Annotated in this window: 22 protein-coding genes and 1 pseudogene; 18 read left to right on the forward strand and 5 right to left on the reverse strand. The window is 38.8% G+C overall.

The window, feature by feature from the left end; genetic code table 11:
• The 6 genes from HMPREF3237_RS03280 to HMPREF3237_RS03305 form a co-directional block, all read left to right on the forward strand.
• On the forward strand, positions 1-257 hold a 257-nt coding region (locus HMPREF3237_RS03280), incomplete at its 5' end, for an LPXTG cell wall anchor domain-containing protein (protein ID WP_142350556.1).
• 695 nt (positions 258-952) lie between these two features.
• Entirely contained in the window at positions 953-1,366 is a 414-nt protein-coding gene (gene rpsL / locus HMPREF3237_RS03285; protein WP_003003125.1) for a 30S ribosomal protein S12, read from the forward strand.
• Positions 1,367-1,385: 19 nt separating this feature from the next.
• Positions 1,386-1,856, forward strand: coding sequence for a 30S ribosomal protein S7 (rpsG, locus tag HMPREF3237_RS03290; RefSeq protein ID WP_000087873.1), 471 nt, complete (start codon positions 1,386-1,388; stop codon positions 1,854-1,856).
• 421 nt (positions 1,857-2,277) lie between these two features.
• Positions 2,278-4,359 (forward strand): elongation factor G, encoded by a 2,082-nt coding sequence (gene fusA, locus HMPREF3237_RS03295; RefSeq protein WP_070888825.1) that lies wholly within the window; start codon positions 2,278-2,280, stop codon positions 4,357-4,359.
• Between the two features lie 114 nt (positions 4,360-4,473).
• On the forward strand, positions 4,474-8,865 hold the full coding sequence (locus tag HMPREF3237_RS03300; RefSeq protein WP_070888826.1) for a PolC-type DNA polymerase III: 4,392 nt from the start codon (positions 4,474-4,476) through the stop codon (positions 8,863-8,865).
• 278 nt (positions 8,866-9,143) lie between these two features.
• Positions 9,144-10,007: a helix-turn-helix domain-containing protein gene (locus tag HMPREF3237_RS03305; RefSeq protein WP_025168771.1), complete on the forward strand. Its 864-nt coding sequence runs from the start codon at positions 9,144-9,146 to the stop codon at positions 10,005-10,007.
• Between the two features lie 9 nt (positions 10,008-10,016).
• Here the strand turns inward: HMPREF3237_RS03305 and HMPREF3237_RS03310 are convergent, their stop codons facing one another.
• Entirely contained in the window at positions 10,017-11,600 is a 1,584-nt protein-coding gene (locus HMPREF3237_RS03310; RefSeq protein WP_070888827.1) for an ATP-binding cassette domain-containing protein, read from the reverse strand.
• A gap of 191 nt (positions 11,601-11,791) precedes the next feature.
• Between HMPREF3237_RS03310 and HMPREF3237_RS03315 the strand changes: the two genes are divergently transcribed.
• The 8 genes from HMPREF3237_RS03315 to HMPREF3237_RS03350 all read left to right on the forward strand — a co-directional run bounded on the left by HMPREF3237_RS03315 (position 11,792) and on the right by HMPREF3237_RS03350 (position 16,666).
• Positions 11,792-12,055, forward strand: a complete 264-nt coding sequence (locus HMPREF3237_RS03315; protein ID WP_006146273.1) for a type II toxin-antitoxin system RelB/DinJ family antitoxin — start codon at positions 11,792-11,794, stop codon at positions 12,053-12,055.
• Complete coding sequence (locus tag HMPREF3237_RS03320) at positions 12,048-12,326, forward strand: type II toxin-antitoxin system RelE/ParE family toxin (RefSeq protein ID WP_006146274.1); 279 nt, start codon at positions 12,048-12,050, stop codon at positions 12,324-12,326. Before HMPREF3237_RS03315 ends, HMPREF3237_RS03320 begins: the two co-directional genes overlap by 8 nt.
• 20 nt (positions 12,327-12,346) lie before the next feature.
• Positions 12,347-12,499, forward strand: a complete 153-nt coding sequence (locus HMPREF3237_RS03325) for a hypothetical protein (RefSeq protein WP_006146275.1) — start codon at positions 12,347-12,349, stop codon at positions 12,497-12,499.
• 23 nt (positions 12,500-12,522) lie between these two features.
• Entirely contained in the window at positions 12,523-13,764 is a 1,242-nt protein-coding gene (locus tag HMPREF3237_RS03330) for an aminopeptidase (RefSeq protein WP_070888828.1), read from the forward strand.
• A 9-nt stretch (positions 13,765-13,773) separates the two neighbouring features.
• Positions 13,774-14,004, forward strand: a complete 231-nt coding sequence (locus HMPREF3237_RS03335; RefSeq protein ID WP_070888829.1) for a GlsB/YeaQ/YmgE family stress response membrane protein — start codon at positions 13,774-13,776, stop codon at positions 14,002-14,004.
• 140 nt (positions 14,005-14,144) lie between these two features.
• The gene (locus HMPREF3237_RS03340) at positions 14,145-15,053 is read left to right on the forward strand and encodes a LysR family transcriptional regulator (protein WP_006146278.1); all 909 of its coding nucleotides are present in this window, start codon (positions 14,145-14,147) and stop codon (positions 15,051-15,053) included.
• Between the two features lie 31 nt (positions 15,054-15,084).
• The gene (queA, locus tag HMPREF3237_RS03345) at positions 15,085-16,113 is read left to right on the forward strand and encodes a tRNA preQ1(34) S-adenosylmethionine ribosyltransferase-isomerase QueA (protein WP_070888830.1); all 1,029 of its coding nucleotides are present in this window, start codon (positions 15,085-15,087) and stop codon (positions 16,111-16,113) included.
• Positions 16,114-16,189: 76 nt separating this feature from the next.
• Entirely contained in the window at positions 16,190-16,666 is a 477-nt protein-coding gene (locus tag HMPREF3237_RS03350; protein WP_070888831.1) for a hypothetical protein, read from the forward strand.
• Between the two features lie 37 nt (positions 16,667-16,703).
• Here the strand turns inward: HMPREF3237_RS03350 and HMPREF3237_RS03355 are convergent, their stop codons facing one another.
• Positions 16,704-17,237 carry a hypothetical protein gene (locus tag HMPREF3237_RS03355; protein ID WP_070888832.1) on the reverse strand — a complete coding sequence of 178 codons (534 nt, stop codon included), beginning with the start codon at positions 17,235-17,237 and terminating at the stop codon, positions 16,704-16,706.
• A 236-nt stretch (positions 17,238-17,473) separates the two neighbouring features.
• On the opposite strand from HMPREF3237_RS03355, the gene HMPREF3237_RS03360 reads away from it, so the two are divergent.
• From HMPREF3237_RS03360 to HMPREF3237_RS03370, 3 genes are all read left to right on the forward strand, one after another.
• Complete coding sequence (locus HMPREF3237_RS03360) at positions 17,474-18,133, forward strand: hypothetical protein (protein WP_070888833.1); 660 nt, start codon at positions 17,474-17,476, stop codon at positions 18,131-18,133.
• A gap of 646 nt (positions 18,134-18,779) precedes the next feature.
• Complete coding sequence (locus tag HMPREF3237_RS03365; RefSeq protein WP_070888834.1) at positions 18,780-20,069, forward strand: hypothetical protein; 1,290 nt, start codon at positions 18,780-18,782, stop codon at positions 20,067-20,069.
• Between the two features lie 9 nt (positions 20,070-20,078).
• Positions 20,079-21,167 (forward strand): AI-2E family transporter, encoded by a 1,089-nt coding sequence (locus HMPREF3237_RS03370; protein ID WP_070888835.1) that lies wholly within the window; start codon positions 20,079-20,081, stop codon positions 21,165-21,167.
• Between the two features lie 665 nt (positions 21,168-21,832).
• On the opposite strand, the gene HMPREF3237_RS03375 is transcribed toward HMPREF3237_RS03370, so the two are convergent.
• Together HMPREF3237_RS03375 and HMPREF3237_RS03380 are read right to left on the reverse strand one after the other, a co-directional pair.
• Positions 21,833-22,978: a low temperature requirement protein A gene (locus HMPREF3237_RS03375; RefSeq protein WP_000209242.1), complete on the reverse strand. Its 1,146-nt coding sequence runs from the start codon at positions 22,976-22,978 to the stop codon at positions 21,833-21,835.
• A 163-nt stretch (positions 22,979-23,141) separates the two neighbouring features.
• Complete coding sequence (locus HMPREF3237_RS03380) at positions 23,142-23,984, reverse strand: aldo/keto reductase (protein WP_070888836.1); 843 nt, start codon at positions 23,982-23,984, stop codon at positions 23,142-23,144.
• 102 nt (positions 23,985-24,086) lie between these two features.
• On the opposite strand from HMPREF3237_RS03380, the pseudogene HMPREF3237_RS03385 reads away from it, so the two are divergent.
• Positions 24,087-24,428, forward strand: a pseudogene (locus HMPREF3237_RS03385) (T6SS immunity protein Tdi1 domain-containing protein); the annotation flags it as partial.
• Between the two features lie 55 nt (positions 24,429-24,483).
• Here HMPREF3237_RS03385 and HMPREF3237_RS03390 read toward each other — a convergent pair.
• On the reverse strand, positions 24,484-24,860 hold a 377-nt coding region (locus HMPREF3237_RS03390), incomplete at its 5' end, for an XRE family transcriptional regulator (protein WP_257364985.1).

A 24,860-nucleotide genomic window follows, 5' to 3' on the forward strand; every position in this document is an offset into this window, starting at 1 on the left:
CAACAGAGTCAACAACAGGCTCAACAACTGCAGCGGCTACAACAACAACTACAACAACAGAGTCAACAAATGTAACTCCAAGTACAACAACAACTACAACACCTGGCGAACCAGAAAATCCTGGTTCAACATCTACAACTGAAGACGAACCAGGTCTTCCGTTTACAGGTGAAGCTACTGGAGCAGCACTTGTATTTGCAGGTGTAGTAATCTTGTCAGGCGCAATTATCATCAAACGCAAATTTACTGATAAATAAGAGTTGTAACTGATTATTAGTAATGAAATGACATTAATGAGGGAACGAATTTCGTCCCTCATTTTTTTGTATTGGTTGCTATGATATTGTGCTAGTTAGAAAGATGAAGATTCCCATATATTCTGTGACTATTTCAAATGTAAATTGATTGTATGTTCCACTTGCTACTTTTCATAATGAAAATGAGTACATAAAACAGACAAGATTTTGAGATATAAGCAGGAATGGATAAAAAGGGTAATTTTTTAAACGGTCGTCGACTTATCGAAGTAGAATGTCTTACTTGATAGAATTTAATTAAGAAATAGTAGCATGAAAAATATGAGTAGACATCTAGTACAAACTAAAGTTTATATGTTTTTGTATAGTGATATCTTTTTGTCAAAACTTTGTGGACAAGATCGGATGTTGTAGAGCATGTAGAAGACTAAATTACCAAATTAGTCCATACAATACTGGAGTCAATAATGAGGAGTTGAATATGAGAGATTATTAAAGTAACGGAAGTAGAAAAATAAGAAGAAATGTATTGACAAAGATAGGAAAAACGTGGTACAATACTAGACGGTACTTTTTACTTTTGGTCTCTCAAGAGTGTACAGGGACGTGCTGACAAATGTTGCAAAAGTACACGCAGATGATAGCTGTCACCAAGTGTATCATCACCAAAAATAAAAAAACACAGGAGAATGTAGATGCCTACAATTAACCAATTGGTTCGCAAACCGCGTAAATCAAAAGTAGAAAAATCTAAATCACCAGCTTTGAACGTTGGTTACAACAGTCATAAAAAAGTTCAAACAAACGTTTCTTCACCACAAAAACGTGGTGTTGCAACTCGTGTTGGAACAATGACACCTAAGAAACCTAACTCAGCCCTTCGTAAATTCGCTCGTGTACGTTTGAGCAACCTTATCGAAGTGACTGCTTATATCCCAGGTATCGGACACAACTTGCAAGAACACAGCGTGGTTCTTCTTCGTGGTGGACGTGTAAAAGACCTTCCAGGGGTACGTTACCATATCGTCCGTGGAGCACTTGATACTGCAGGTGTAAACGATCGTAAACAAGGCCGTTCTAAATACGGTACTAAAAAACCAAAAGCATAAGGAAAGGGGATAAAGAGAAATGAGTCGTAAAAACCGTGCGCCTAAACGCGATGTATTGCCAGATCCGCTTTACAATTCACAATTAGTTACTCGTCTTATCAACCGCGTTATGCTTGATGGTAAACGTGGTACAGCTGCTTCAATCGTCTACGGTGCCTTTGAACAAATCAAAGAAGCTACTGGAAACGACGCACTTGAAGTATTCGAAACAGCTATGGAAAACATCATGCCTGTACTTGAAGTACGTGCACGCCGTGTCGGTGGTTCTAACTACCAAGTCCCAGTTGAAGTTCGTCCAGAACGTCGTACAACTCTTGGACTTCGTTGGTTGGTAACAATCGCTCGCCTTCGTGGTGAACACACAATGCAAGACCGTCTTGCAAAAGAAATCTTGGATGCTGCTAACAACACTGGTGCAGCAGTTAAGAAACGTGAAGACACTCACCGTATGGCTGAAGCTAACCGTGCCTTCGCACACTTCCGTTGGTAAGATAGGATGCGAAAGCGTTAAGAAAGTCCAAGAGAAAATAGGGAATCGAAGCAGGTTGCGATTGCAACCAATGAGATTCATCTTTTTCTCCAGACTTTTAGCTTGAGCTCAACTAATCATGATGCTAGGAACGGTAAGGATGCAAAGTGAAAATAGGAAACTGACGCAGTATTCGACGAATACAAGGAAGTTTATCTTTTTCACACAGCATCCCGTTCCGGCTCAAATTGGCTAATTAACTTTAGCTCGGGTTCAAATCAGTTAACTTGAGCTTTTAGCCCGAGTTCAATTCAACTCATCTACAAGTTAAAACCAACAAAAACAAGATAAACACTGAGAACGGGTGGGTCCTGCCTATCCGTTTTTATTGAAATCGTGTTATAATAGAATAGAAATAAAAAATATAGGAGAAACAAACCTCATGGCACGCGAATTTTCACTTGAAAAAACTCGTAATATCGGTATCATGGCTCACGTCGATGCTGGTAAAACAACTACAACTGAGCGTATCCTTTACTACACTGGTAAGATTCACAAAATCGGTGAAACTCACGAAGGTGCGTCACAAATGGACTGGATGGAGCAAGAACAAGAACGTGGTATCACTATCACATCTGCCGCTACAACAGCTCAATGGAAAGACACTCGTGTAAACATCATCGACACACCAGGACACGTGGACTTCACTATCGAAGTTCAACGTTCACTCCGCGTTTTGGACGGTGCTGTAACCGTTCTTGACTCACAATCAGGTGTTGAGCCTCAAACTGAAACAGTTTGGCGTCAAGCAACTGAATACGGAGTTCCACGTATCGTATTCGCTAACAAGATGGATAAAATCGGTGCTGACTTCCTTTACTCAGTAAGCACACTTCATGACCGTCTTCAAGCAAACGCTCACCCAATTCAATTGCCAATCGGTGCTGAAGATGACTTCCGCGGAATCATTGACTTGATCAAGATGAAAGCTGAAATCTATACTAACGACCTTGGTACAGATATCCTTGAAGAAGATATTCCAGCTGAATACCTTGAACAAGCTCAAGAATACCGTGAAAAATTGGTTGAAGCAGTTGCTGAAACTGATGAAGACTTGATGATGAAATACCTTGAAGGGGAAGAAATCACTAACGAAGAATTGAAAGCTGGTATCCGTAAAGCTACAATCAACGTTGAATTCTACCCAGTACTTTGTGGTTCTGCCTTCAAGAACAAAGGGGTTCAATTGATGTTGGATGCAGTCCTTGACTACCTTCCAAGCCCACTTGATATCCCTGCAATCAAGGGTGTAAACCCAGATACAGACGAAGAAGAAGAACGTCCAGCATCTGATGAAGAGCCATTTGCAGCTCTTGCCTTCAAGATCATGACTGACCCATTCGTAGGTCGTTTGACATTCTTCCGTGTTTACTCAGGTGTCTTGAACTCAGGTTCATACGTCTTGAACACTTCTAAAGGTAAACGTGAACGTATCGGACGTATCCTTCAAATGCACGCCAACACTCGTAAAGAAATCGAAACAGTTTACTCTGGAGATATCGCTGCTGCCGTTGGTTTGAAAGATACAACAACTGGTGACTCATTGACAGATGAAAAAGCAAAAATCATCCTTGAATCAATCGAAGTTCCAGAACCAGTTATCCAATTGATGGTTGAGCCTAAATCTAAAGCAGACCAAGACAAGATGGGTATCGCCCTTCAAAAATTGGCTGAAGAAGATCCAACATTCCGCGTTGAAACAAACCCTGAAACTGGTGAAACAGTTATCTCTGGTATGGGTGAGTTGCACTTGGATGTCCTTGTTGACCGTATGAAACGTGAATTCAAGGTTGAAGCTAACGTTGGTGCTCCTCAAGTATCTTACCGTGAAACATTCCGCGCTTCTACACAAGCACGTGGATTCTTCAAACGTCAATCTGGTGGTAAAGGTCAGTTTGGTGATGTTTGGATCGAATTCACTCCAAACGAAGAAGGTAAAGGATTCGAGTTCGAAAATGCTATCGTCGGTGGTGTGGTTCCACGTGAATTCATCCCTGCAGTAGAAAAAGGACTTCAAGAATCTATGGCGAACGGTGTTCTTGCTGGTTACCCAATGGTTGACGTGAAAGCTAAGCTTTACGATGGTTCATACCACGATGTCGACTCATCTGAAACTGCCTTCAAGATCGCTGCATCTCTTGCACTTAAAGAAGCTGCTAAGACTGCACAACCAGCTATCCTTGAACCAATGATGCTTGTAACCATCACAGTTCCTGAAGAAAACCTTGGGGATGTTATGGGTCACGTAACTGCTCGTCGTGGACGTGTAGATGGTATGGAAGCACACGGTGCAAGCCAAATCGTTCGTGCTTATGTGCCACTTGCTGAAATGTTCGGTTACGCTACTGTCCTTCGTTCTGCAACTCAAGGACGTGGTACCTTCATGATGGTATTTGACCACTACGAAGATGTACCAAAATCAGTACAAGAAGAAATCATTAAGAAAAACAAAGGTGAAGAATAATTCATTCTTCCTCTAAAGAGAAGCCACTTTGTGGCTTCTTTTTCTGTTCAGTAGAATTGGCTAAAATCCCTTTAAATATGGTAAAATAGAATCAGTATAATGTGAGGAAAATGGATGTCAAATACTTTTGAAATTTTATTGAATCAGTTGGGAATTCCCGCTGAAATGAGAAAAAATCCAGCATTCTCTCAGGCTGAGATTGAACAAGTTATTGTTCATAAACAGAGTAGGGTTTGGGAGTTTCATTTTGTTTTTGAGAATATCTTGCCTTTTGAAATCTTTTTGGAGCTCAAGAAGGGATTGAATGAAGAGTTTTCGAAAACAGGGAATCAGGCAATTTTTGAAATAAAAACTCGCCATCAGGAGTTTTCAAAAGAGCTTTTGCAAGCTTACTATAAAGAAGCTTTTGCGGAAGGTCCATGCTCTAGCCAAAGTTTTCGGGCAATTTACCAAGATTTTGAAGTCAGAAACGAGAATAAGCAACTAGTCATCGTAGGAACGGATGCAGCAGATACTGATCATTTTCGAAAAAATCATTTGCCCAACCTTTCCAAGCAGTTAGAAAAGTTTGGTTTCCCGTTTTTTAAATGTGTGCTTGAGAAAAATGAAAATCTGAGTCAGGAAGAGCAAGAGAATTTTCAGACTGAAAATCAAAAGATTGTGCAAGCCGCTAACGAGGAAGCTCTTCGTGCCATGGAGCAGTTGGAACAAATGGCTCCCCCTCCTGTAGAGGACAAGCCTGTTTTTGATTTTCAAGCCAAGAAGGCTGCTGCGAGACCAAAATTAGACAAGGCTGAAGTGACTCCTATGATTGAGGTTGACACAGAGGAGAATCGTCTGGTATTTGAAGGAGTAGTTTTTGATGTCGAACAGAAGGTGACCAGAACGGGTCGTGTCTTGATTAACTTCAAGATGACGGACTATACTTCTAGTTTTTCGATGCAAAAATGGCTTAAAAATGAAGAAGAAGCCCAGAAATTTGATATAATCAAGAAAAATTCTTGGCTTCGTGTTCGTGGAAATGTTGAAGTGAACAACTATATGCATGATTTAACGATGAATGTCCAAGATGTGCAGGAAGTTGTTCATTACGAACGTAAGGATTTGATGCCAGAGGGAGAACGACGGGTCGAATTTCACGCTCATACCAATATGTCCACCATGGATGCTCTCCCTGAAGTCGAAGAACTCGTGGCGAAAGCTGCAAAATGGGGACATAAGGCGGTAGCAATCACGGACCACGGGAATGTTCAGTCCTTCCCTCATGGCTATAAGGCAGCTAAAAAGGCTGGTATCCAGTTGATCTATGGGATGGAAGCCAATATCGTAGAAGACCGTGTCCCTATCGTCTATAACGAAGTGGAGATGGATCTTTCTGAAGCAACTTACGTGGTCTTTGACGTGGAAACGACAGGACTTTCAGCAATCTATAATGACTTGATTCAGGTTGCAGCTTCTAAGATGTATAAGGGAAATATCATAGCTGAATTTGATGAATTTATCAATCCAGGCCATCCTTTGTCTGCTTTCACGACAGAACTAACTGGGATTACAGATGACCATGTAAAAAATGCGAAACCATTGAAACAGGTCCTCCAAGAATTCCAAGAATTTTGCCAAGATACAGTTCTAGTTGCACACAATGCAACCTTTGACGTTGGTTTTATGAATGCAAACTATGAACGTCATGGCTTGCCAAAAATCACTCAGCCTGTGATTGATACGCTTGAATTTGCAAGAAACCTCTATCCGGAGTATAAACGTCATGGTTTGGGGCCTTTGACTAAGCGTTTTGGTGTGGCTTTGGACCATCACCACATGGCCAACTACGATGCGGAAGCTACGGGACGTCTGCTCTTTATCTTTATCAAGGAAGTTGCTGAAAAGCATGGTGTAACGAATCTGGCTCGATTAAATATTGATCTGATTAGCCCGGATTCTTATAAAAAAGCTCGTGTCAAACATGCTACCATCTATGTAAAAAATCAAATTGGCCTAAAAAATATCTTCAAACTGGTTTCTCTTTCAAATACCCAGTATTTTGAAGGGGTTCCCCGTATTCCTCGGACGGTCCTAGATGCCCATCGTGAAGGGCTGATTTTAGGAACTGCTTGCGCAGAAGGTGAAGTCTTTGATACTATATTGTCTCAAGGGGTTGATGCCGCTGTTGAAGTAGCTAAGTATTATGACTTTATTGAGGTGATGCCTCCTGCAATCTATGCGCCTTTAATTGCCAAGGAACAAGTCAAGGATTTAGCAGAGTTAGAAACTATTATCAAGAATTTGATTGAGGTTGGAGACCGCCTTGGCAAGCCCGTTTTGGCTACAGGAAATGTCCACTATCTCGAACCAGAAGATGAGATTTATCGCGAGATTATCGTCCGAAGTCTGGGGCAGGGTGCTGTGATTAACCGGACGATTGGGCATGGAGAACACGCTCAACCAGCTCCGCTACCAAAGGCTCATTTTAGAACAACCAATGAAATGCTCGATGAATTTGCCTTTTTGGGTGAAGATCTGGCTCGAAAATTGGTCATCGACAATACTAACGCTATGGCAGAAATCTTTGAGCCTATCGAAGTGGTTAAAGGAGACCTTTATACTCCATTTATCGATAAGGCTGAGGAAACAGTTGCTGAGTTGACCTATAAAAAAGCCTTTGAAATCTATGGCAATCCGCTTCCAGATATCGTTGATTTACGGATTGAAAAAGAATTGACTTCTATCTTGGGGAATGGATTTGCTGTGATTTATCTAGCGTCGCAAATGCTAGTGCACCGTTCTAATGAACGGGGTTACTTAGTTGGTTCTCGAGGATCTGTTGGATCTAGTTTCGTTGCGACCATGATTGGGATTACAGAGGTCAATCCTCTCTCGCCTCACTATGTTTGTAGTCAGTGCCAGTACAGCGAATTTATCACAGATGGTTCCTATGGTTCCGGATTTGATATGCCCAATAAAGACTGTCCAAACTGTGGTCACAAGCTCAGTAAGAATGGACAGGATATTCCTTTCGAAACCTTCCTTGGTTTTGATGGAGATAAGGTTCCCGATATTGACTTGAACTTCTCAGGAGAGGACCAGCCAAGTGCCCACTTGGATGTGCGCGATATATTTGGCGAAGAATATGCCTTTCGTGCAGGAACCGTCGGTACAGTAGCTGATAAGACGGCTTATGGATTTGTTAAAGGATATGAGCGAGACTATGGTAAATTTTATCGCGAGGCAGAAGTTGAGCGTCTAGCTCAGGGAGCTGCGGGTGTCAAGCGGACGACCGGTCAGCACCCAGGGGGAATTGTAGTTATCCCTAACTATATGGATGTCTATGACTTTACTCCAGTACAGTATCCTGCCGATGATGTGACTGCTGAATGGCAGACGACTCACTTTAACTTCCACGATATCGATGAGAACGTCCTCAAACTCGATGTACTGGGGCATGATGATCCGACTATGATTCGGAAGCTCCAGGACTTGTCTGGGATTGATCCCAATGAAATTCCTATGGATGATCCTGGTGTCATGGCCCTCTTCTCGGGAACAGATGTTCTAGGAGTAACTCCTGAGCAGATTGGTACTTCTACGGGTATGCTTGGAATTCCAGAGTTTGGAACCAATTTCGTACGTGGGATGGTCGATGAAACCCATCCAACGACCTTTGCAGAGTTGCTTCAACTTTCAGGTCTATCTCATGGTACTGACGTATGGTTGGGAAATGCTCAAGATTTGATTAAACAAGGAATTGCCGACCTATCAACCGTTATCGGATGTCGTGATGACATCATGGTTTACCTCATGCATGCGGGTCTAGAACCTAAGATGGCCTTTACCATCATGGAGCGTGTACGTAAGGGAATGTGGCTCAAAATCTCTGAAGAAGAGCGCAATGGTTATATCGAAGCCATGAAGGCCAATAATGTGCCTGAGTGGTATATCGAGTCTTGTGGGAAAATCAAGTACATGTTCCCTAAAGCCCATGCGGCAGCCTACGTTATGATGGCCCTTCGCGTAGCCTACTTCAAGGTTCACCATCCGATTTATTACTACTGTGCTTACTTCTCCATCCGTGCTAAGGCCTTTGATATCAAGACTATGGGTGCAGGCTTGGATGCGATTAAGCGCAGAATGCAAGAAATCGCTGAAAAGCGGAAGAACAATGAAGCTTCCAATGTAGAAATTGATCTTTACACAACACTTGAGATCGTCAATGAGATGTGGGAACGTGGCTTCAAGTTTGGCAAACTTGATCTTTATCGTAGTCAGGCGACCGAATTTATCATTGATGGAGATACCCTCATCCCACCGTTTGTCGCTATGGATGGACTAGGAGAGAACGTTGCAAAACAATTGGTGCGTGCGCGTCAAGAGGGAGAATTCCTCTCTAAAACTGAGTTGCGCAAGCGTGGAGGACTTTCCTCGACCTTGGTTGAAAAGATGGATGAAATGGGCATTCTCGGTAATATGCCAGAGGATAACCAGCTCAGTCTATTTGATGATTTGTTTTAATTTCAAGTCAACTTGTTCAAATAAGCCGACTAAGTTTCATCTAATTAAGACTTAACAGTAAAACCAGTAGAGATGATTTTCATTTCTACTGGTTTTTAGATATGATAGAATATAAATAAGTTTTTATCCAAAGACTAAAACTTTAGAAGTTATATATTGAAATTATCAAAAATAATTGCTATAAATTACTAATAATGATACTCTCAAACAAGAGTAAGCTTAACGGAAGTAGTGTTTGCTATACCTTAATAACTTTTCGATATGGAATGGAGATAAGTATGATTTTAGGTGAAACTTATAGGAAAATAAGAGAAGAAAAGGGGATTTCTATTTCTTCATTAGCAGGTGCTGAAATTTCAAAATCTCAAATATCTAGATTTGAATTAGGAGAAACAGAGATTTCTGTCTTTAAGTTATTGTATCTTCTGGAAAGAATAGGAGTAACACTAGAAGAATTTCTGCTTATCAGTAATCATTATCAACCTTCGGGTTTTAATACCTTAATAGCTTCTGTTAAACAGGCTGCATATAATGAAGATGCTCAAGCATTACTAGATATGGTAGAGAAAGAAATAGAACTTTTTCATGGGACAAATTCTCATTACCATAAATTAAATGCTGTTTTCATTGAAAGTATTGTTTCGGGAATGGATAAGAATCATCAATTGAGTCATCAAGACGCCTCTTATCTTACAAATTATTTATTTTCTGTTGAAAACTGGGGTTATTACGAAACGCTCATCCTTGGAAATTGCTGTCGTGTTCTATCTCCAGATTTATTATTTAGATATGCCAAAGAAGCGCTCAAAAAAGGGAAGTTGTATAGTTCTATACCTAGAAATAGACAATCTCTCATTCAACTACTTCTCAATTCTTTGATTATAATGATTGAGAACGACTTATATGAGGAATCTTTATTTTTAAAACAGGCTACGAAGAATATATTAGCGGATTCCACAGATTTTTTTGAACAAACTATTTTGCTGTATTTAGATGGATATTTGGAACTGAAATTCTATCATAATCAAAAATCACTTTTAAAAATCGAAGAAGCTTTAAAAATTTTCGAACTCTTCAATAAAACAATCTACAAAAATTACAAAGAATACTTTGAGAAACACATCATTCATTTAGTAGACTAGGTCATTTATCTATAAGGTAATAACGTGATCAAACTCTTCCAATATTTTTGGATTTTGATCATGAGTAATGACAATAACAATTGCATCTTTAATGGATAGAATGTAGTCCATCATTGCTTTGGCTTTTATTGGATCAAGGTTGCTTGTAGGTTCGTCAAAGATATATACAGAATATGGTTTGACTAAAAATCTAGCTAAATCAATTCGTTGCTTTTCTCCTTCTGAAATGCTTTTGCCTGATTGAGATAGACTCTTATTAAGGAAGTATTCGTTAAATCCTAAGGCTTTTCTTAATTTTTCAGTTAAATAAAGGTTTCTGGACAGTTTGATATTCTCTAGGATATTGCCTTCAATCAGAAAATCATTTTTTTGTACAAATGCAATATCTTTATATAACTCCTCTGAGGGAATATCAATATTCTGTTTTCCGTTGATTTGTATTTCCCCATCATAAAGATTTTTGGAATAATAATTTAGTATTAATTTTACTAAAGTTGTTTTCCCAGCTCCTGAAGCACCGATAATTGCATAGCGCTTGCCTTTTTTAAATTCATAGGAAAAATGATCAAATAATATTTTATTTTCAATTTCATAATGTAATTGGCTAATAGAAATGGTCGAAACGTTATCACAATCAATTGTACTTGTTTTATGGAAAATTTCATGATTTGTCTCATATAGATTTTCTTGGATATTATCAATAATGGACTTGCTACTGCTGATTAAATTTTTATTGTAAAGAATAGATTGTAATGGAGCAAAAACACCGTTTAATAATTGAATACTTGCTACTAGTAATCCAATAGTCAGTAAGTTATTTCTTACAAAAAAGATACCAGCGACCATACAGGATAGTTGAGAGCCAAAACTTAGTAAAATTCCAGTAGTTGAAGCTAAGTCTTTTAAGAATTGATATGTTTTTCTGGACTCTTCAAATTCTAAACTGATTCCCTGAATTTTCTCTTGGATCCAGCTTTGAATATTTAATAACTTAATTTGTTCAAAACCATCAATAAAGTTTGTCATTTTTGATAAATAGTGATTATTTTGTAGAGAATAATTATTAGTTGCTTTAGTCATCAACTTTCCAGGAATTTGTGATAGAAAAACCGTTATACTCGACAATAAAAGAAAGACTAATGCTAATCGCCATTCTATATAAATAATAGCAACCACACTCATGATAAGGCTCCCTAAATTTGCGATTAGAGAGATTCTAGGGATTAATAAATTTTCTTGAACAAGGTCACTGTTTTTGGTGATATTATTTAAGAAATCTGAATGGTTACGGTTGTCAATTTGGTTAAATTCACGCGATAAATAATGTAATAAGAGACGCCTTTTTAGATCTAAAATAACTTTTTTTACATATTGGTTTTTAAGATAGGAATAGGAAGAAGAAATCAAGAACCACAGTAAAATAGAACCTACACAAATAGTGATATGAAAGAGTAATCCACTATTTGAATTAGATATACTATCAAGTATTCTTCCTAATTGCAGAGAGAAGAGTGTCATTAAAAGAGCACTTGTCAGACTTAATAAAATAAGCAAGAAATATAGTAATTTATATTGTTTCGTAATCTGGTCCATATTTTTCACCTCTTAATCTATGATAGCAACATTATATTCTAAAACTAAAACTCAGGCCGAGATCTCCCATATTTGGGACATTAATTTTATTTCTTTACTATATTTTGGCTTATAGCTATCCATTGTATATCCAATGAGTTTACATTAGCCGTCTTTTTTGTTAAAATAATAAATAGAAAGAAGGTGAGAATATGCCAAAGACGAGTATGAGCATCCGTCTGGATAGTGAGGTTAAGGAGCAGGCCCAACAGGTTTTTAATCATTTAGGAATGGATATGACGACAGCTATCAACATTTTCCTTCGTCAGGCTATTCAATATCAAGGTTTGCCTTTTGATGTTAGGCTTGATGAGAATCAGAAATTGCTCCAAGTTTTAACGGATGTAGACCAAAATCGTAATATGAGTCAGTCTTTTGAATCTGTCTCAGACTTGATGGAGGACTTGCGTGCTTAAGATTCGTTACCATAAACAGTTTAAAAAAGATTTTAAGTTGGCTATGAAGCGTGGGTTGAAGGCAGAATTATTAGAAGAAGTATTGAATTTTCTAGTTCAAGAAAAAGAACTTCCTGCTAGATATCGCGACCATCAATTGACGACGTCCAAACATTTTCAAGGGGTTCGTGAGTGTCATATCCAACCAGATTGGCTTTTGGTCTATAAAGTAGACAAGTCGGAAGTAATTTTAAACTTGCTGAGGACAGGAAGTCATAGTGATTTATTTTAATATATTTTAAGGAGTTCAAGATGAAACTCAGAATTTTTGCGGAAGATAAGCCGGCTGAAAAGGTATTTGACTATCAGCTAGAGCTTGCAGATGAAACAATTATTCTATCGACAGCACTTTTATCTGGTGCCATTGCTTTAGCAGGCTTGTTTGCTGCTTTGAATGAAAAATAAACTAATAGAAAAGGGAAAGATGGATGGTTTTACAAAATTTTAAAGAAAATCTAGAAAAATATGCCAAATTATTGGTTGCAAATGGGATTAATGTGCAACCTGGTCACACTTTAGCTCTCTCTATCGATGTGGAGCAACAGGAGTTGGCCCATTTAATCGTCAAAGAAGCCTACGCACTCGGTGCACATGAAGTTATTGTCCAATGGACAGATGATCTCGTCAACCGTGAGAAATTTCTCCATGCGCCAATGGAGCGTTTGGACAACGTACCAGACTACAAGATTGCTGAAATGAACTACCTTCTTGAAAACAAAGCAAGTCGTCTCGGTGTTCGTTCTTCTGATCCAGGTGCCTTGAACGGAGTGGATGCAGAAAAGCTTTCAGCTTCTGCTAAAGCTATGGGAATTGCCATGAAGCCAATGCGTATCGCAACTCAATCCAACAAGGTTAGCTGGACTGTGGCAGCTGCAGCTGGACTAGAGTGGGCTAAGAAAGTCTTTCCAAATGCTGCGAGTGACGAAGAAGCCGTGGACCTCCTTTGGGACCAAATCTTTAAGACCTGTCGTGTCTACGAAGAAGATCCCGTTAAAGCTTGGGAAGAACATGCAGCTAACCTCAAGAGCAAGGCTCAAATGCTCAACAAAGAGCAATTCTCAGCCCTTCACTACACAGCACCAGGGACAGATTTGACACTTGGTTTACCAAAGAACCACGTTTGGGAATCAGCAGGAGCGATCAATGCTCAAGGCGAAGGATTCTTGCCAAATATGCCAACAGAAGAGGTCTTTACAGCTCCTGACTTCCGTCGCGCAGACGGTTATGTAACATCTACAAAACCTCTTAGCTACAATGGCAATATCATCGAAGGCATCAAAGTAACCTTCAAGAATGGTCAAATCGTTGATATCACTGCTGAAAAAGGTGATCAGGTCATGAAAGACCTAGTTTCTAAAAATGCTGGTGCGCGTGCCTTGGGTGAATGTGCCTTGGTACCAGATCCAAGTCCAATTTCTCAGTCAGGCATTACCTTCTTTAACACTCTTTTCGATGAAAATGCTTCCAACCACTTGGCTATCGGTGCAGCCTACGCAACTAGCGTTGTTGGTGGAGCGAAGATGAGCGAAGAGGAGCTTGAAGCTGGGGGGCTTAACCGTTCAGATGTTCACGTTGACTTTATGATTGGTTCCAACCAAATGGATATCGACGGTATCCGTGAGGATGGAACACGTGTACCACTCTTCCGCAATGGAGATTGGGCAAATTAAGGAGAAACTATGCTTGGAAGTATGTTTGTCGGCCTTTTAATCGGACTACTAGCAGGAGCTATCACTAATCGTGGTGAACGTATGGGATGCTTTGGGAAAATGTTTCTCGGCTGGATTGGAGCCTTTATAGGACAATTACTCTTTGGTGCTTGGGGGCCAAGCCTAAACGGAACAGCTATTATCCCATCAGTTCTCGGTGCTATGATTTTGTTAGCCATCTTCTGGGAAAGAGGAAGTTAGGTTTCGATTTGAAAGCTTATTTAATAATGAAGATAAAAGAGGTTGGAACCGTGCCAACCTCTTTTAATATTCAAAAAGGATAATGGGACTTGCAGTTACTGGTTCTTTTTATATTGCGTCAAGTATGGTACAATAAAAACATGAGAATTCAACAATTACACTATATTATCAAAATCGTAGAGACTGGTTCCATGAATGAGGCTGCCAAGCAACTTTTCATTACTCAGCCTAGTCTGTCAAATGCTGTTCGTGACCTAGAAAATGAGATGGGAATTGAGATTTTTATCCGAAATCCCAAGGGAATCACCCTTACACGTGATGGGATGGAGTTTTTATCCTATGCCCGTCAGGTTGTTGAGCAAACCCAACTTCTAGAAGAACGTTATAAAAACCCTATCGCTCATCGCGAGCTTTTTAGTGTGTCTTCACAACACTATGCTTTTGTGGTCAATGCCTTTGTTTCCTTGCTTAAGAAAAGCGATATGGAAAAGTACGAGCTTTTTTTGCGTGAAACCAGAACCTGGGAAATCATTGACGATGTCAAGAACTTCCGCAGTGAAGTCGGAGTCCTCTTTTTAAATAGCTATAACCGGGACGTTCTTTCGAAGATGTTGGATGACAACCATCTGGTTGCTCATCATCTTTTTACAGCACAGCCCCATATCTTTGTCAGTAAGACCAATCCTCTTGCTAAAAAAGACAAGGTACAGTTGGCAGACCTAGAAGACTTCCCATATTTGAGCTATGACCAAGGTACCCATAATTCCTTCTATTTCTCAGAGGAGATTTTGTCTCAGGAACACCACAAGAAATCCATCGTTGTTAGTGACCGTGCCACCTTGTTCAATCTCTTGATTGGTTTGGACGGTTATACTATCGCGACAGGGATTCTGAATAGCAACCTCAATGGGGACAACATCGTTTCCATTCCGCTTGATATTGATGATTCCATTGAGCTGGTTTATATCCAGCATGAAAAGACGAGCCTGTCTAAGATGGGGGAACGCTTTATTGACTATCTACTGGAAGAAATCCGCTTTGATAGCTAAGAATAATAGAGAAATGGACTGAAAAATTATAATGAATACCAATGATTTTGATTTTGATTTACCTGAAGAACTGATTGCTCAGACACCGTTGGAACAGCGGGATGCATCCAGACTTTTGATTGTTAACCGTAAAACAGGAGAATTTCAAGATCGCCATTTTCACTCAATCATTGAGATGTTAGAACCTGGCGATGCCCTTGTTATGAATGATACCCGTGTCCTACCTGCTCGTCTTCATGGAGAAAAGGAAGAAACAGGAGGCCACGTTGAACTCTTGCTTTTGAAAAATACTGTTGGTGATGAGTGGGAAGTACTGGCCAAGCCAGCCAAGCGCCTTAAAGTTGGGGCGCGTGTTATCTTTGGTGATGGTCGCTTGAGTGCAGTCGTGACTGAGGAATTAACTCATGGCGGTCGTATTGTCCGTTTTGAGTATGAGGGGATTTTCCTAGAAGTACTTGAAAGTTTGGGAGAAATGCCTTTGCCTCCTTATATCCACGAAAAGTTGGATGATCAAGAGCGTTATCAAACCGTCTATGCCAAGGAGAGTGGCTCAGCTGCTGCCCCAACTGCAGGTCTACATTTTACCAAAGAATTACTAGAAGAAATCCAGCAAAAAGGAGTTCACCTAGTCTACTTGACTTTGCATGTTGGGCTTGGAACCTTTAGACCTGTTTCAGTAGATAATTTGGATGAGCATGAGATGCACTCAGAGTTTTATCAATTGTCTGAGGAAGCTGCAGCGACCTTGCGTCAGGTCAAAGAAAATGGTGGCCGTGTCATTGCTGTGGGGACAACCTCTATCCGTACTCTCGAAACCATCGGTACAAAGTTTGATGGTAAAATCCAAGCAGACTCTGGCTGGACCAATATCTTTATCAAGCCAGGCTATGACTGGAAGGTTGTGGATGCTTTTTCTACCAATTTCCACTTGCCGAAGTCAACCTTAGTCATGCTTGTCTCAGCTTTTGCAGGCCGTGAATTGGTACTCAAAGCCTATCAACACGCGATTGAGGAAAGATATCGTTTCTTTAGCTTTGGCGATGCCATGTTTATCTATTAAGTATGAAATAGGTAAGTAGAGGAGAAAGATGGTTACTACCGAATTGGCATCCATCTTGTCAGTGAAGGAGGAGTAGATGGCTTCAGCAAAAGAAGCAAATTGGAATCTTGGTTATAATCTATTACTTACGGCAGTCCTCGTAGGTGTTGCTCTTTTATATTTTTCAGTCAAAAATACCTATAATCACACTCTGCAACCCGGGCAAAGTGTTGAAATACGTGTCCGTCCTCGTGCAGACCAACTAGAGTATAGTTCAGAATTGATTTTAGAAAAGAAGGATGATCAAAAAATCAAATTATCTGGAAGGGATGTTTGGTCTGAACAATTCAGTGGCCTATATTTTGAAGTAACAGAAAATAAAATCATCCAGTTAGGTAATGATACTGAGCTTCCCAACAATCAACAGGATATTCAGTTGGTAGAAGATGGGATTGTGGTCACCTATCTAGGTAAAAAAAATTTTGATGTAACCAAAAGCAAGCCCTACACCATCACCGTAACAAATGTAGATGACAAACCAGCCAGTTTTTATGTGCAAGTAGTGAATCGATAACAACACAAAAAGCCCTGATGTAGGGCTTTTTTTCTTGCTAATATAAGAAATCAATTCCGTAATTTTCTTTTAGATAGGTCGCCAACTCGGCTTTTTCTTCCTCTCTAAATCGACAGAGGCTAAGGGCGAGACGCAATATCAGAACACTTGTATCGATGATGACGTTTGACTTAGAGATATCTTCTAGCTGGGTGACCTCTCTCAGGTCAAAATCTAAATAGTAAGCCTTGCTGTTAACGTGGTCGGGGTCACTGACATCCACTTCAACATAAGATGCTCGCAACAATTCTTCTTTTGGGATGAAGATTTCCTTGGAAAAGAAGAGTCCGGGATAGACATAAATACCTTCAAAGGTGAATTCAAAGGAGAGTCTGTGGCTAGAAAGTCTTTTGATGCCTGCAATCGTTGAATAGATAGCAGCGAAAAAGAGAATGGTTGGAACTACAGTGAGAAGATTAAGCTGGGAAAAGTCGATCAATCCATGTGCGAGAAAAAAGAAAAATTGAAAGAATACACCCGCTGCAAAAACTAGATAGCCGACACCGACAAATTTTGAATAATAGATTTTCATAGAAACCTCCAGATATAGAATTGAACTCGCCAACGCTTTTTCAGTAGAAGGCGTATAGGTCGTGCAGAGTTAAAATTCTAGGTATTCCCATCATATCCTATGGAGCGAAGTTCTGTCAACCTTTTAGCAATTTGCAACCTTAGTTATCCTATGAACTAGCATATGGAATGTGGAATACTAGGATAAATGTAATCCAAACTTTGACAACATATTTTCATAAATAGAAAGAGGTATGTATGTTTTTTCTCGGACGCCGTCGTGTCTTTATCGGCGAATGTGATGGACAGGCTGTTTATTATGACCAAAAGACAGGAGAGGCTCTAGTTGCTCCAAAGAGTAGGTTGCTCAATACTGAAAAAGCTGGTGACACGAATGCCTTTATTCCTGACTTGGTAATTCTCTTACTAGCAGGTGGGCCTGCAATCTCGGGCTTCTTTTCCCTCAAGTTTATTGGTGTCTATAACTGGTTTAGTCTAGCTTGCATTTTTCTATTTTGGTTGCTGCAGTTTTCCTTGTTGGTTGCTATACTTGAACGAGCACTTTATAAAAATGTTCGAAAGGCCCAGCCAACGACAGAGAAAGTCTTTTTCTTTGCAGCATCTCATAATTTGTTTGTAAAAAACCAGTTTGATCCTAGACAACTGTCTGCTTTACCTTATCGATTTGCCCGCTTTGTAGTAAATATAGTGTCTATCTATTACTTTTTGTATTTCTTGATTCTTCCTCTAAAATTTGGCCAACCGATTGGTGATGAAGGCTATGGTTTGTGGTTTGCTGGCTTGTTATTCTTTTCAGTATTTCTTTTGTATAACCAAAACAATCCAGTTCGCTTTGTGAAGATTATGAGATTATACAGCCAAGGAAAAGTACGATTTAAGGAAGAAGTGGAACATTGAGAAACTATCTTGGGATTCTGCTAAATATCTAGAGAAAATCTTTTAGAAAAACAAAAAAGCCTTGTAAATCAAGGCTTTTTCCTGTTGTTTAGATGCCCCCTGCAGGCTCTTTGAAAGAAACTTAGAAAAATCTAAAATGAAATTATTTCAAAATGGGGTAAAAGCAAAATTTCCCTCCCTACTTTCTCAATTATTCCTAATTTTAGTTCCAAAAAGCTTCAATTCATAATCTAATTATAATATGGGTAATGGGTACTATCTTATTACATTCAGATTTTTGTTCTCTTCAAAGAGTTATGTAGGCTTTATGGTTTTAAATAGGTAAAAAGTTGAATTATAGTGAGTATTGTGTCACAATAGGTAATATATAAATAATTAATGGAATGGATATAATTCTTTCCTACCTTTACAAGAAGGATTGGTTGCACCTTTTTTATCTAGCAATTATGGTTAGCTTTCAAGTTTAGCTAGTTTTTAAAAGCTCTGATTTCGACTCAATAAAACAAATTTCAGAAGTGCAAAAGACAAGATGGTGACATTGCTACAGTCAGTCGCCATGTCTTGCTGGCACAGGCTGTTTGTGCCGTCAGCTATTTACCAGTCAATTTGATCAAAGGGCTTAATTATTATTTTTGAAAGGTCTTTTATGGAAAAAATTCTTTCTTTAGGTCTGACAGGTAAGAAATTACTTGTTCAGGGTTTCTTGTTTGTTCTGCTAGGTCTTATCTTGATGGTCACGGGAACTTGGTTGCCAGTGACGGTTATTCGACTGGTTCTGTTTTTAGCTTGGATAGCAACGGTCTTAGATTTAGTATTACGTATTTTCAAAAAAAGTCAGTCAACGGACACCTTGGGAGTTGCACTGGTTAAATTGTTAGTGATGGGATATTTGCTAGGCTCGAATCTTGCTACTGATGTGCCAATTTATATTTTGGCTCTTGTGATTGGAATTTATCAGATTTTTCATGCTAGTATCAACCTTGTCACCTATGTTCTCTACCGCAAAAACAAAATTCGACCTCGTTTTCGTTTCTTACTAGATGGTCTCGTACTAGTTTTTCTTGGTGGGACTAGTCTTTTGTCCTCTACGGGAAATTCTGTCTTTCAACTCTTTGTTTTAGGGGCTTATTTTTGCCTTTATGGTGTGTCCAATATCCGTGACGGTTTCTTATTTGAAAAGGAAATTGGGAAAAACCATCTCAAACGTCGTGTCAGAATGAGCTTACCTATTGCCCTAGCCGCTCTCATCCCTGCAAGTACTTTAGCAAAAATCAACAAATTCATGCAGGAAAATGCTGATGAGAGAGAGGATATCCATCTTGGAATGGTGAAGTCTGGTAAGACAGCGGAGCTTGAAATTTTTATTCATACAGCTGAGACTTCTCTATTTTCAGCTATTGGTCATGTGGACCTTTGTTATCAAGGACGTGTGATTTCTTATGGAAACTATGATCCGTCATCTGAGACCTTATTTGGTATGGTTGGAGATGGTGTTTTATATTTTTGCGACCGTGATAAGTACATTGACTTATGTAAACGGGAGAGTCAAAAAACGCTATTTGGTTACGGAATAGATTTGACACCGGAAATGGAAGAAGCGGTTCAGGAAAAATTAGCTGAATTAAAACAACTAACGATTCCTTGGGAGCCAAGCGCAGATAAAATTAAAACGGAAGATGGTAAGGAAGACTACACCTACGCTTATAAAATCAGACATGAGACGGATGGGGAACTTTATAAATTTATCAAATCTAAGTTTAAATCCTACTTTGTCTTGTCCACAAACTGTGTGCTCTTGGCTGATACCATAGTCGGTCAAGCTGGAACAGATATCCTCTCACCAAAAGGATTTATCGCACCAGGAACTTATCAAGCCTACCTTGACCGAGAGTTTGAAAAACCAAATAGTATAGTCGTATCTAAACATGTTTATTAAGGAGAATTTATGAAGTTAGTTAGAAAATACACCCCGTTAATCCTTTTTATAGGGCTGGTTGCTCTTGTGATTCTGAATGCGTCGAGCTTTATATCAGGAGCAATCTCTTTCTTTGACGTGACTTCAACCTTGATTTATGGCGCTGTTATTGCTTTTGTGCTCAATGTTCCCATGAAAAAAATTGAACAATTGCTAGTCAAAATGAAGGTAAAGGCAGAGTTGCGTCGTCCGATTGCCATGGTACTTGTTTTCCTAGCTCTTATCTTAATCGTGATAGGTCTTTTGGTTTTGGTGCTACCAACCCTAGCTCAGACTATTAGTCAGCTGGGAACAGTCCTTTCAACAGTCCTGACTCAACTTGGGAAATTGCTAGACGGCTCGGAATTTGTAACCAAAGACATGTTGTCAACTATTGTATCAGGCATACAGGGACAGTCTAGTTCTATTAGCCAAGCCTTGATAGGTTTCTTATCGGGTCTGACTAGTAATATCGGCAATATTTTTTCAAGTTTGATGAATGCCTTTTTGATTATAGTCTTCACCTTTTTATTTTTATCCAGTAAGGAACATTTGGCAGCGATGACGAGCCGACTTCTGAAAGTCTTACTTTCAGAGAAGGTAGTGACAAAGTTGGCTTACATCGGACAAATAGGACTAGAAACTTATGATCAGTTTTTGATGAGTCAGCTAATTGAAGCAGTCATCATAGGAGTTATGGTAGCGGTTGGCTATAGCCTATTTGGACTACCCTATGGGGTAATGACAGGTATCTTTGCAGGAGTGCTGTCTTTCATTCCTTATGTTGGTCCTATGATTGCTTGTGTGCTAGGAGCGATTTTTATCTTTACAGTCAGTCCAAGTCAAGCTTTACTGTCTATCCTTCTTTATCAAATTATACAGCTGATTGAGGGAAACCTTATCTATCCCAAAGTTGTGGGTCAATCTATCGGCTTACCAGCTCTCTTCACACTTGCAGCAGCTAGTATTGGAGGAAATCTATTTGGCTTACTTGGAATGATATTCTTTACACCCATATTTGCTGTTATCTATCGATTGGTTAAAGAATTTGTCGTCGCAAAGGAAAATCAGGTAGATTAAGAAAAACTAAATTTAATAAGATATACTGAGAAGAGAGTGAGAGATTCTCTTCTCTTTTATTTCTAAATGACTTGCTCTTGTTCTGTTGCGAAAATTTATGAATTCATAATAGCCCATTTTAATCTCTATGCGGATTGGCCATGTAATATGGGCACAAATTAGTATAGTTTAGTTAATTATAGACTAGCTCTGTACTGTAAAAAACAGTTGGTCTTATCAAATATTGCTAGCAATTGATTGAGAATAAATGATAAGTTTGATAAGGTTGGAAAACCTTTATAATGATTTGCTACAAAAAGTTATTTGACATCAAAAAAGCCTTGAAATCAAGGCTTTTTCCTGTTGATTTAGATGCCCCCTACATGAATTTGTAAGAACTTTTCATATTGAAAATAAACAAAAGTGTTGAAATATAGCTGATTTTAGGGAAATACTTTTAGGTGTTTTCACTGTCAAGCTTTAAAAACGTGGCAAAAGTGGGGCAAAAACGAATGACTCACATTTGGTTTGAAAATCTATAATACCTAATGATTATGCCATACTAGATATATAGTGTTGTTATAAATAAATGTCAGTGCGAGTTCAAATCGGAGGATAAAATGGAAAAACAAATTAATGAAAAAAAAGCCTTGGAAAACCAAGGCTTTTTTAATGCTATAAACTCATTAAAAGAACCCCCAGTTAGATTTGGAATATTTTTTATTCTGTGTCACATAAAAATAAATAAAATGAATGGCTATAGCTAGAGTAAAAATGGTTGCAATACTCAACACTGTTATAGGATTAGAAGCGAAAAGCAAAGAGAGAATCAAGGCAGCCAGATAGAGTGTCGCTTGAGCACAGTAGTAACTTCTCGGATAGCGAAGATAGTTTTTGTTATAGGGCCCATTTGCTAGGACAGCAGCTTGGAAGAGGCCAATTCCGATATAAAAGAAGCTGATTGCAACGAGAAGATTAGCCTCGGGATTCAGGAGATAACCCATCGAAACTGTCATCAACATAAGCCCGATGAAAATAGGATAGTGACTATAAATTACAAATAATCCCTTTTGACTAGATCCTTCATCAATAGCATGGTCAAATTCGCCAAAATAAAACAAGAACAGGGAAAGCATGATAACGAAATTGAGAACCGAATAAATCGAGAAATTCTCGACTGTAAAGAAGCTAGCTAGCCCAACAACCATCTCTCCAAACGTAATAATGACAAGAAGGGAGACGCGCTCGATTAAATGGGGAAGATTTACCTGGAAATGCTCATCTTTAGTAATCAAGAAAATTGGCACAATAAATGTTAGCAGAATACTAGCAATAAAGATATAGACTCCAACGTAAATAGGAAAAAGAGCTGCCAGATAGACTCCTAAACTTCCTAGACCTGTTAACCATAGAAAACCTTTGATACTTTCCCGATCAGTATTATCGGTTGATTTTCTAAAAAATTCAACCAAATATTGAAAAAATAAGGTAAGGGTCAATGTACCAACAGCCCAACAGGTATAATAGAACCATTGTTGCCAATTGTATCCAATCATATTGGACATAAAGAGCATAAGTCCCATGTTGATAAACATGATTACCATGTTAAATAACGAGTTTGTTCCATAGCGATTGGTATAAATGGTTTGAATCATCCAGGAATTGATGATAACCATGACAGAGATGAAGAAATCAAGTAAAGAATCCCAAGCCACAACACCGCTATGAAGAGGGTGAATTAAAGCAGTTGCTTTTGAAATTGCAAAAACAAACACTAGGTCATAAAATAGTTCTGAAAATTCTACACGTTTATGCTTAATAAGAGTTGTCATATTAATACCTTTCTACTTTAGAAATACAATACATTATAACAGAAAATGGTAATGAAAGAAAAGGATATGCTTAAATAATTTCATGTGGCGCGAATTGTCAAAACCTTGACTTCTTTTGTCATTTACTTGAAAAAGCAACCCTGACGAGTTGCTTAAAATCCTATTAAAAATTAACTGTGTCAGGATCATTCTGAGTTTTGATGCCTTGAATCTTATCCAAGACTGCCATATCTTCCTCTGATAAGTCGAAGTCGAAGATATCCAAGTTGGCTTCAATATTTTTAGGTGTCACAGACTTAGGTAGTGGCAAGAAACCTTTTTGAAGGCTCCAACGCAGAGCAACTTGTGCTACAGATTTACCGTTACGTTCAGCCACTGCTTCAACATCTTCATTTCCAAAAATGCTACCTGTACCTAGTGGACTATAGGCTTCAAGAAGGATATCGCGCTCTTGGCAATAGGCAACTAAGTCTTTTTGGTCACAACCTGGAGCCAAGAGGATTTGATTGACATGTGGCACAATTTCAGCCGTTTCAAGAAGAGCTTCTAGGTGATGTTGCATAAAGTTAGACACACCGATAGCACGCACCTTACCTTCTTTGTAGGCTTCTTCCATTGCCTTCCAAGCGCCTGCATTACCAGACTTCCAAGCATCATTCTCACGAAGTGCCTTTGGATTTGGCCAATGGATAAGCAAAAGATCCAAATAATCCACACCGAGTCTTTCGAGAGACTCATCGATAGAAGTCTTAGCCAACTCGTAATCGTGCTTATCATTCCAAAGTTTGGTAGTTAGGAAAATATCCTCACGTGCCAAATTACTATCAGCAATCGCCTTACCTACAGAAACCTCGTTACCGTAAATTTGTGCGGTATCAATATGTGTGTAACCAGCCTTAAGTGCGAAGCTAACGCTGTTATAGGCTTCTTCGCCTTCAGCAATTTGCCAAGTTCCAAAACCAATTTTAGGAATAGCAACCCCATTTGCAAGCGTATATGTTTCCATGATTTTCACCTTTTCTTTTTTTAATAGTACTATCTTAAATAAGATAAGGCAAAAATGCAAAGATTTGCTACGGCTATTATTATGAATAGTTCCTTACTTCTTTTTCCGATGTTCGTAACAGCCTTTGGAGATATTATTACTTGGGAAGAGAATGAATTTGTTGGTATTGTAAAATAAAATCTTCAAGACTGCGACATTATTATCAAGAGCCTGAAATATTTTCTTCAGTATTTAGATAACTCATATGTGACTGATAACTTTGAACTGGATTTATATAGACAGGCTGTGTTAAAACATGGTCCCTTGTCTTATAACCAATGTTTCGGTTTTGTTCCTTTACTAGCCTTGGGAGGCGTAAAAGATGTGGATCATATGGATAAGGTAAAAACCTTGGAACACATTTACCTCATGTACCAACTCACAGGCGGAGTGTTTGATGATTGATAATGAAGAATAAGATTTTACAATAGAAAAGCGAGGATATCCTCGCTTTTTTTATTTAATCTAATAGCTCCTTATTTTCAATTAAGAGTTCTAGTGGAGATTTTTCTCTTGCTTCAATAAAACCAGGTTCATATTGGGTATGAAGTGTTCTTTTCTGAGAAGTTGGGTCGATATACAACTCTTTTCCATCTTCTGTGTATAGTTGGTTGCCTCTTGTTAGGTAAAGTAAATCCTCTAAGTACTGTCCATCAGTATGTAGGAAATGCTCGATGTATTTGACAGCTTTTAAGATTTCACTTACTTTATCAGAGTATTCATTAGATTCAAGAACACTCTTTTCTAACTCAATCTCTTTGCTCGTTCCAAAGAGTTGGGTTGGAGTTGCATTAAAATATTCCGCTATCTTATCCAAATTTGCAAAGGTAGGATAGC

Origin of the sequence: Streptococcus sp. HMSC34B10, from assembly GCF_001839505.1 — a bacterium.
Classification (GTDB): Bacteria; Bacillota; Bacilli; order Lactobacillales; family Streptococcaceae; genus Streptococcus; species Streptococcus peroris.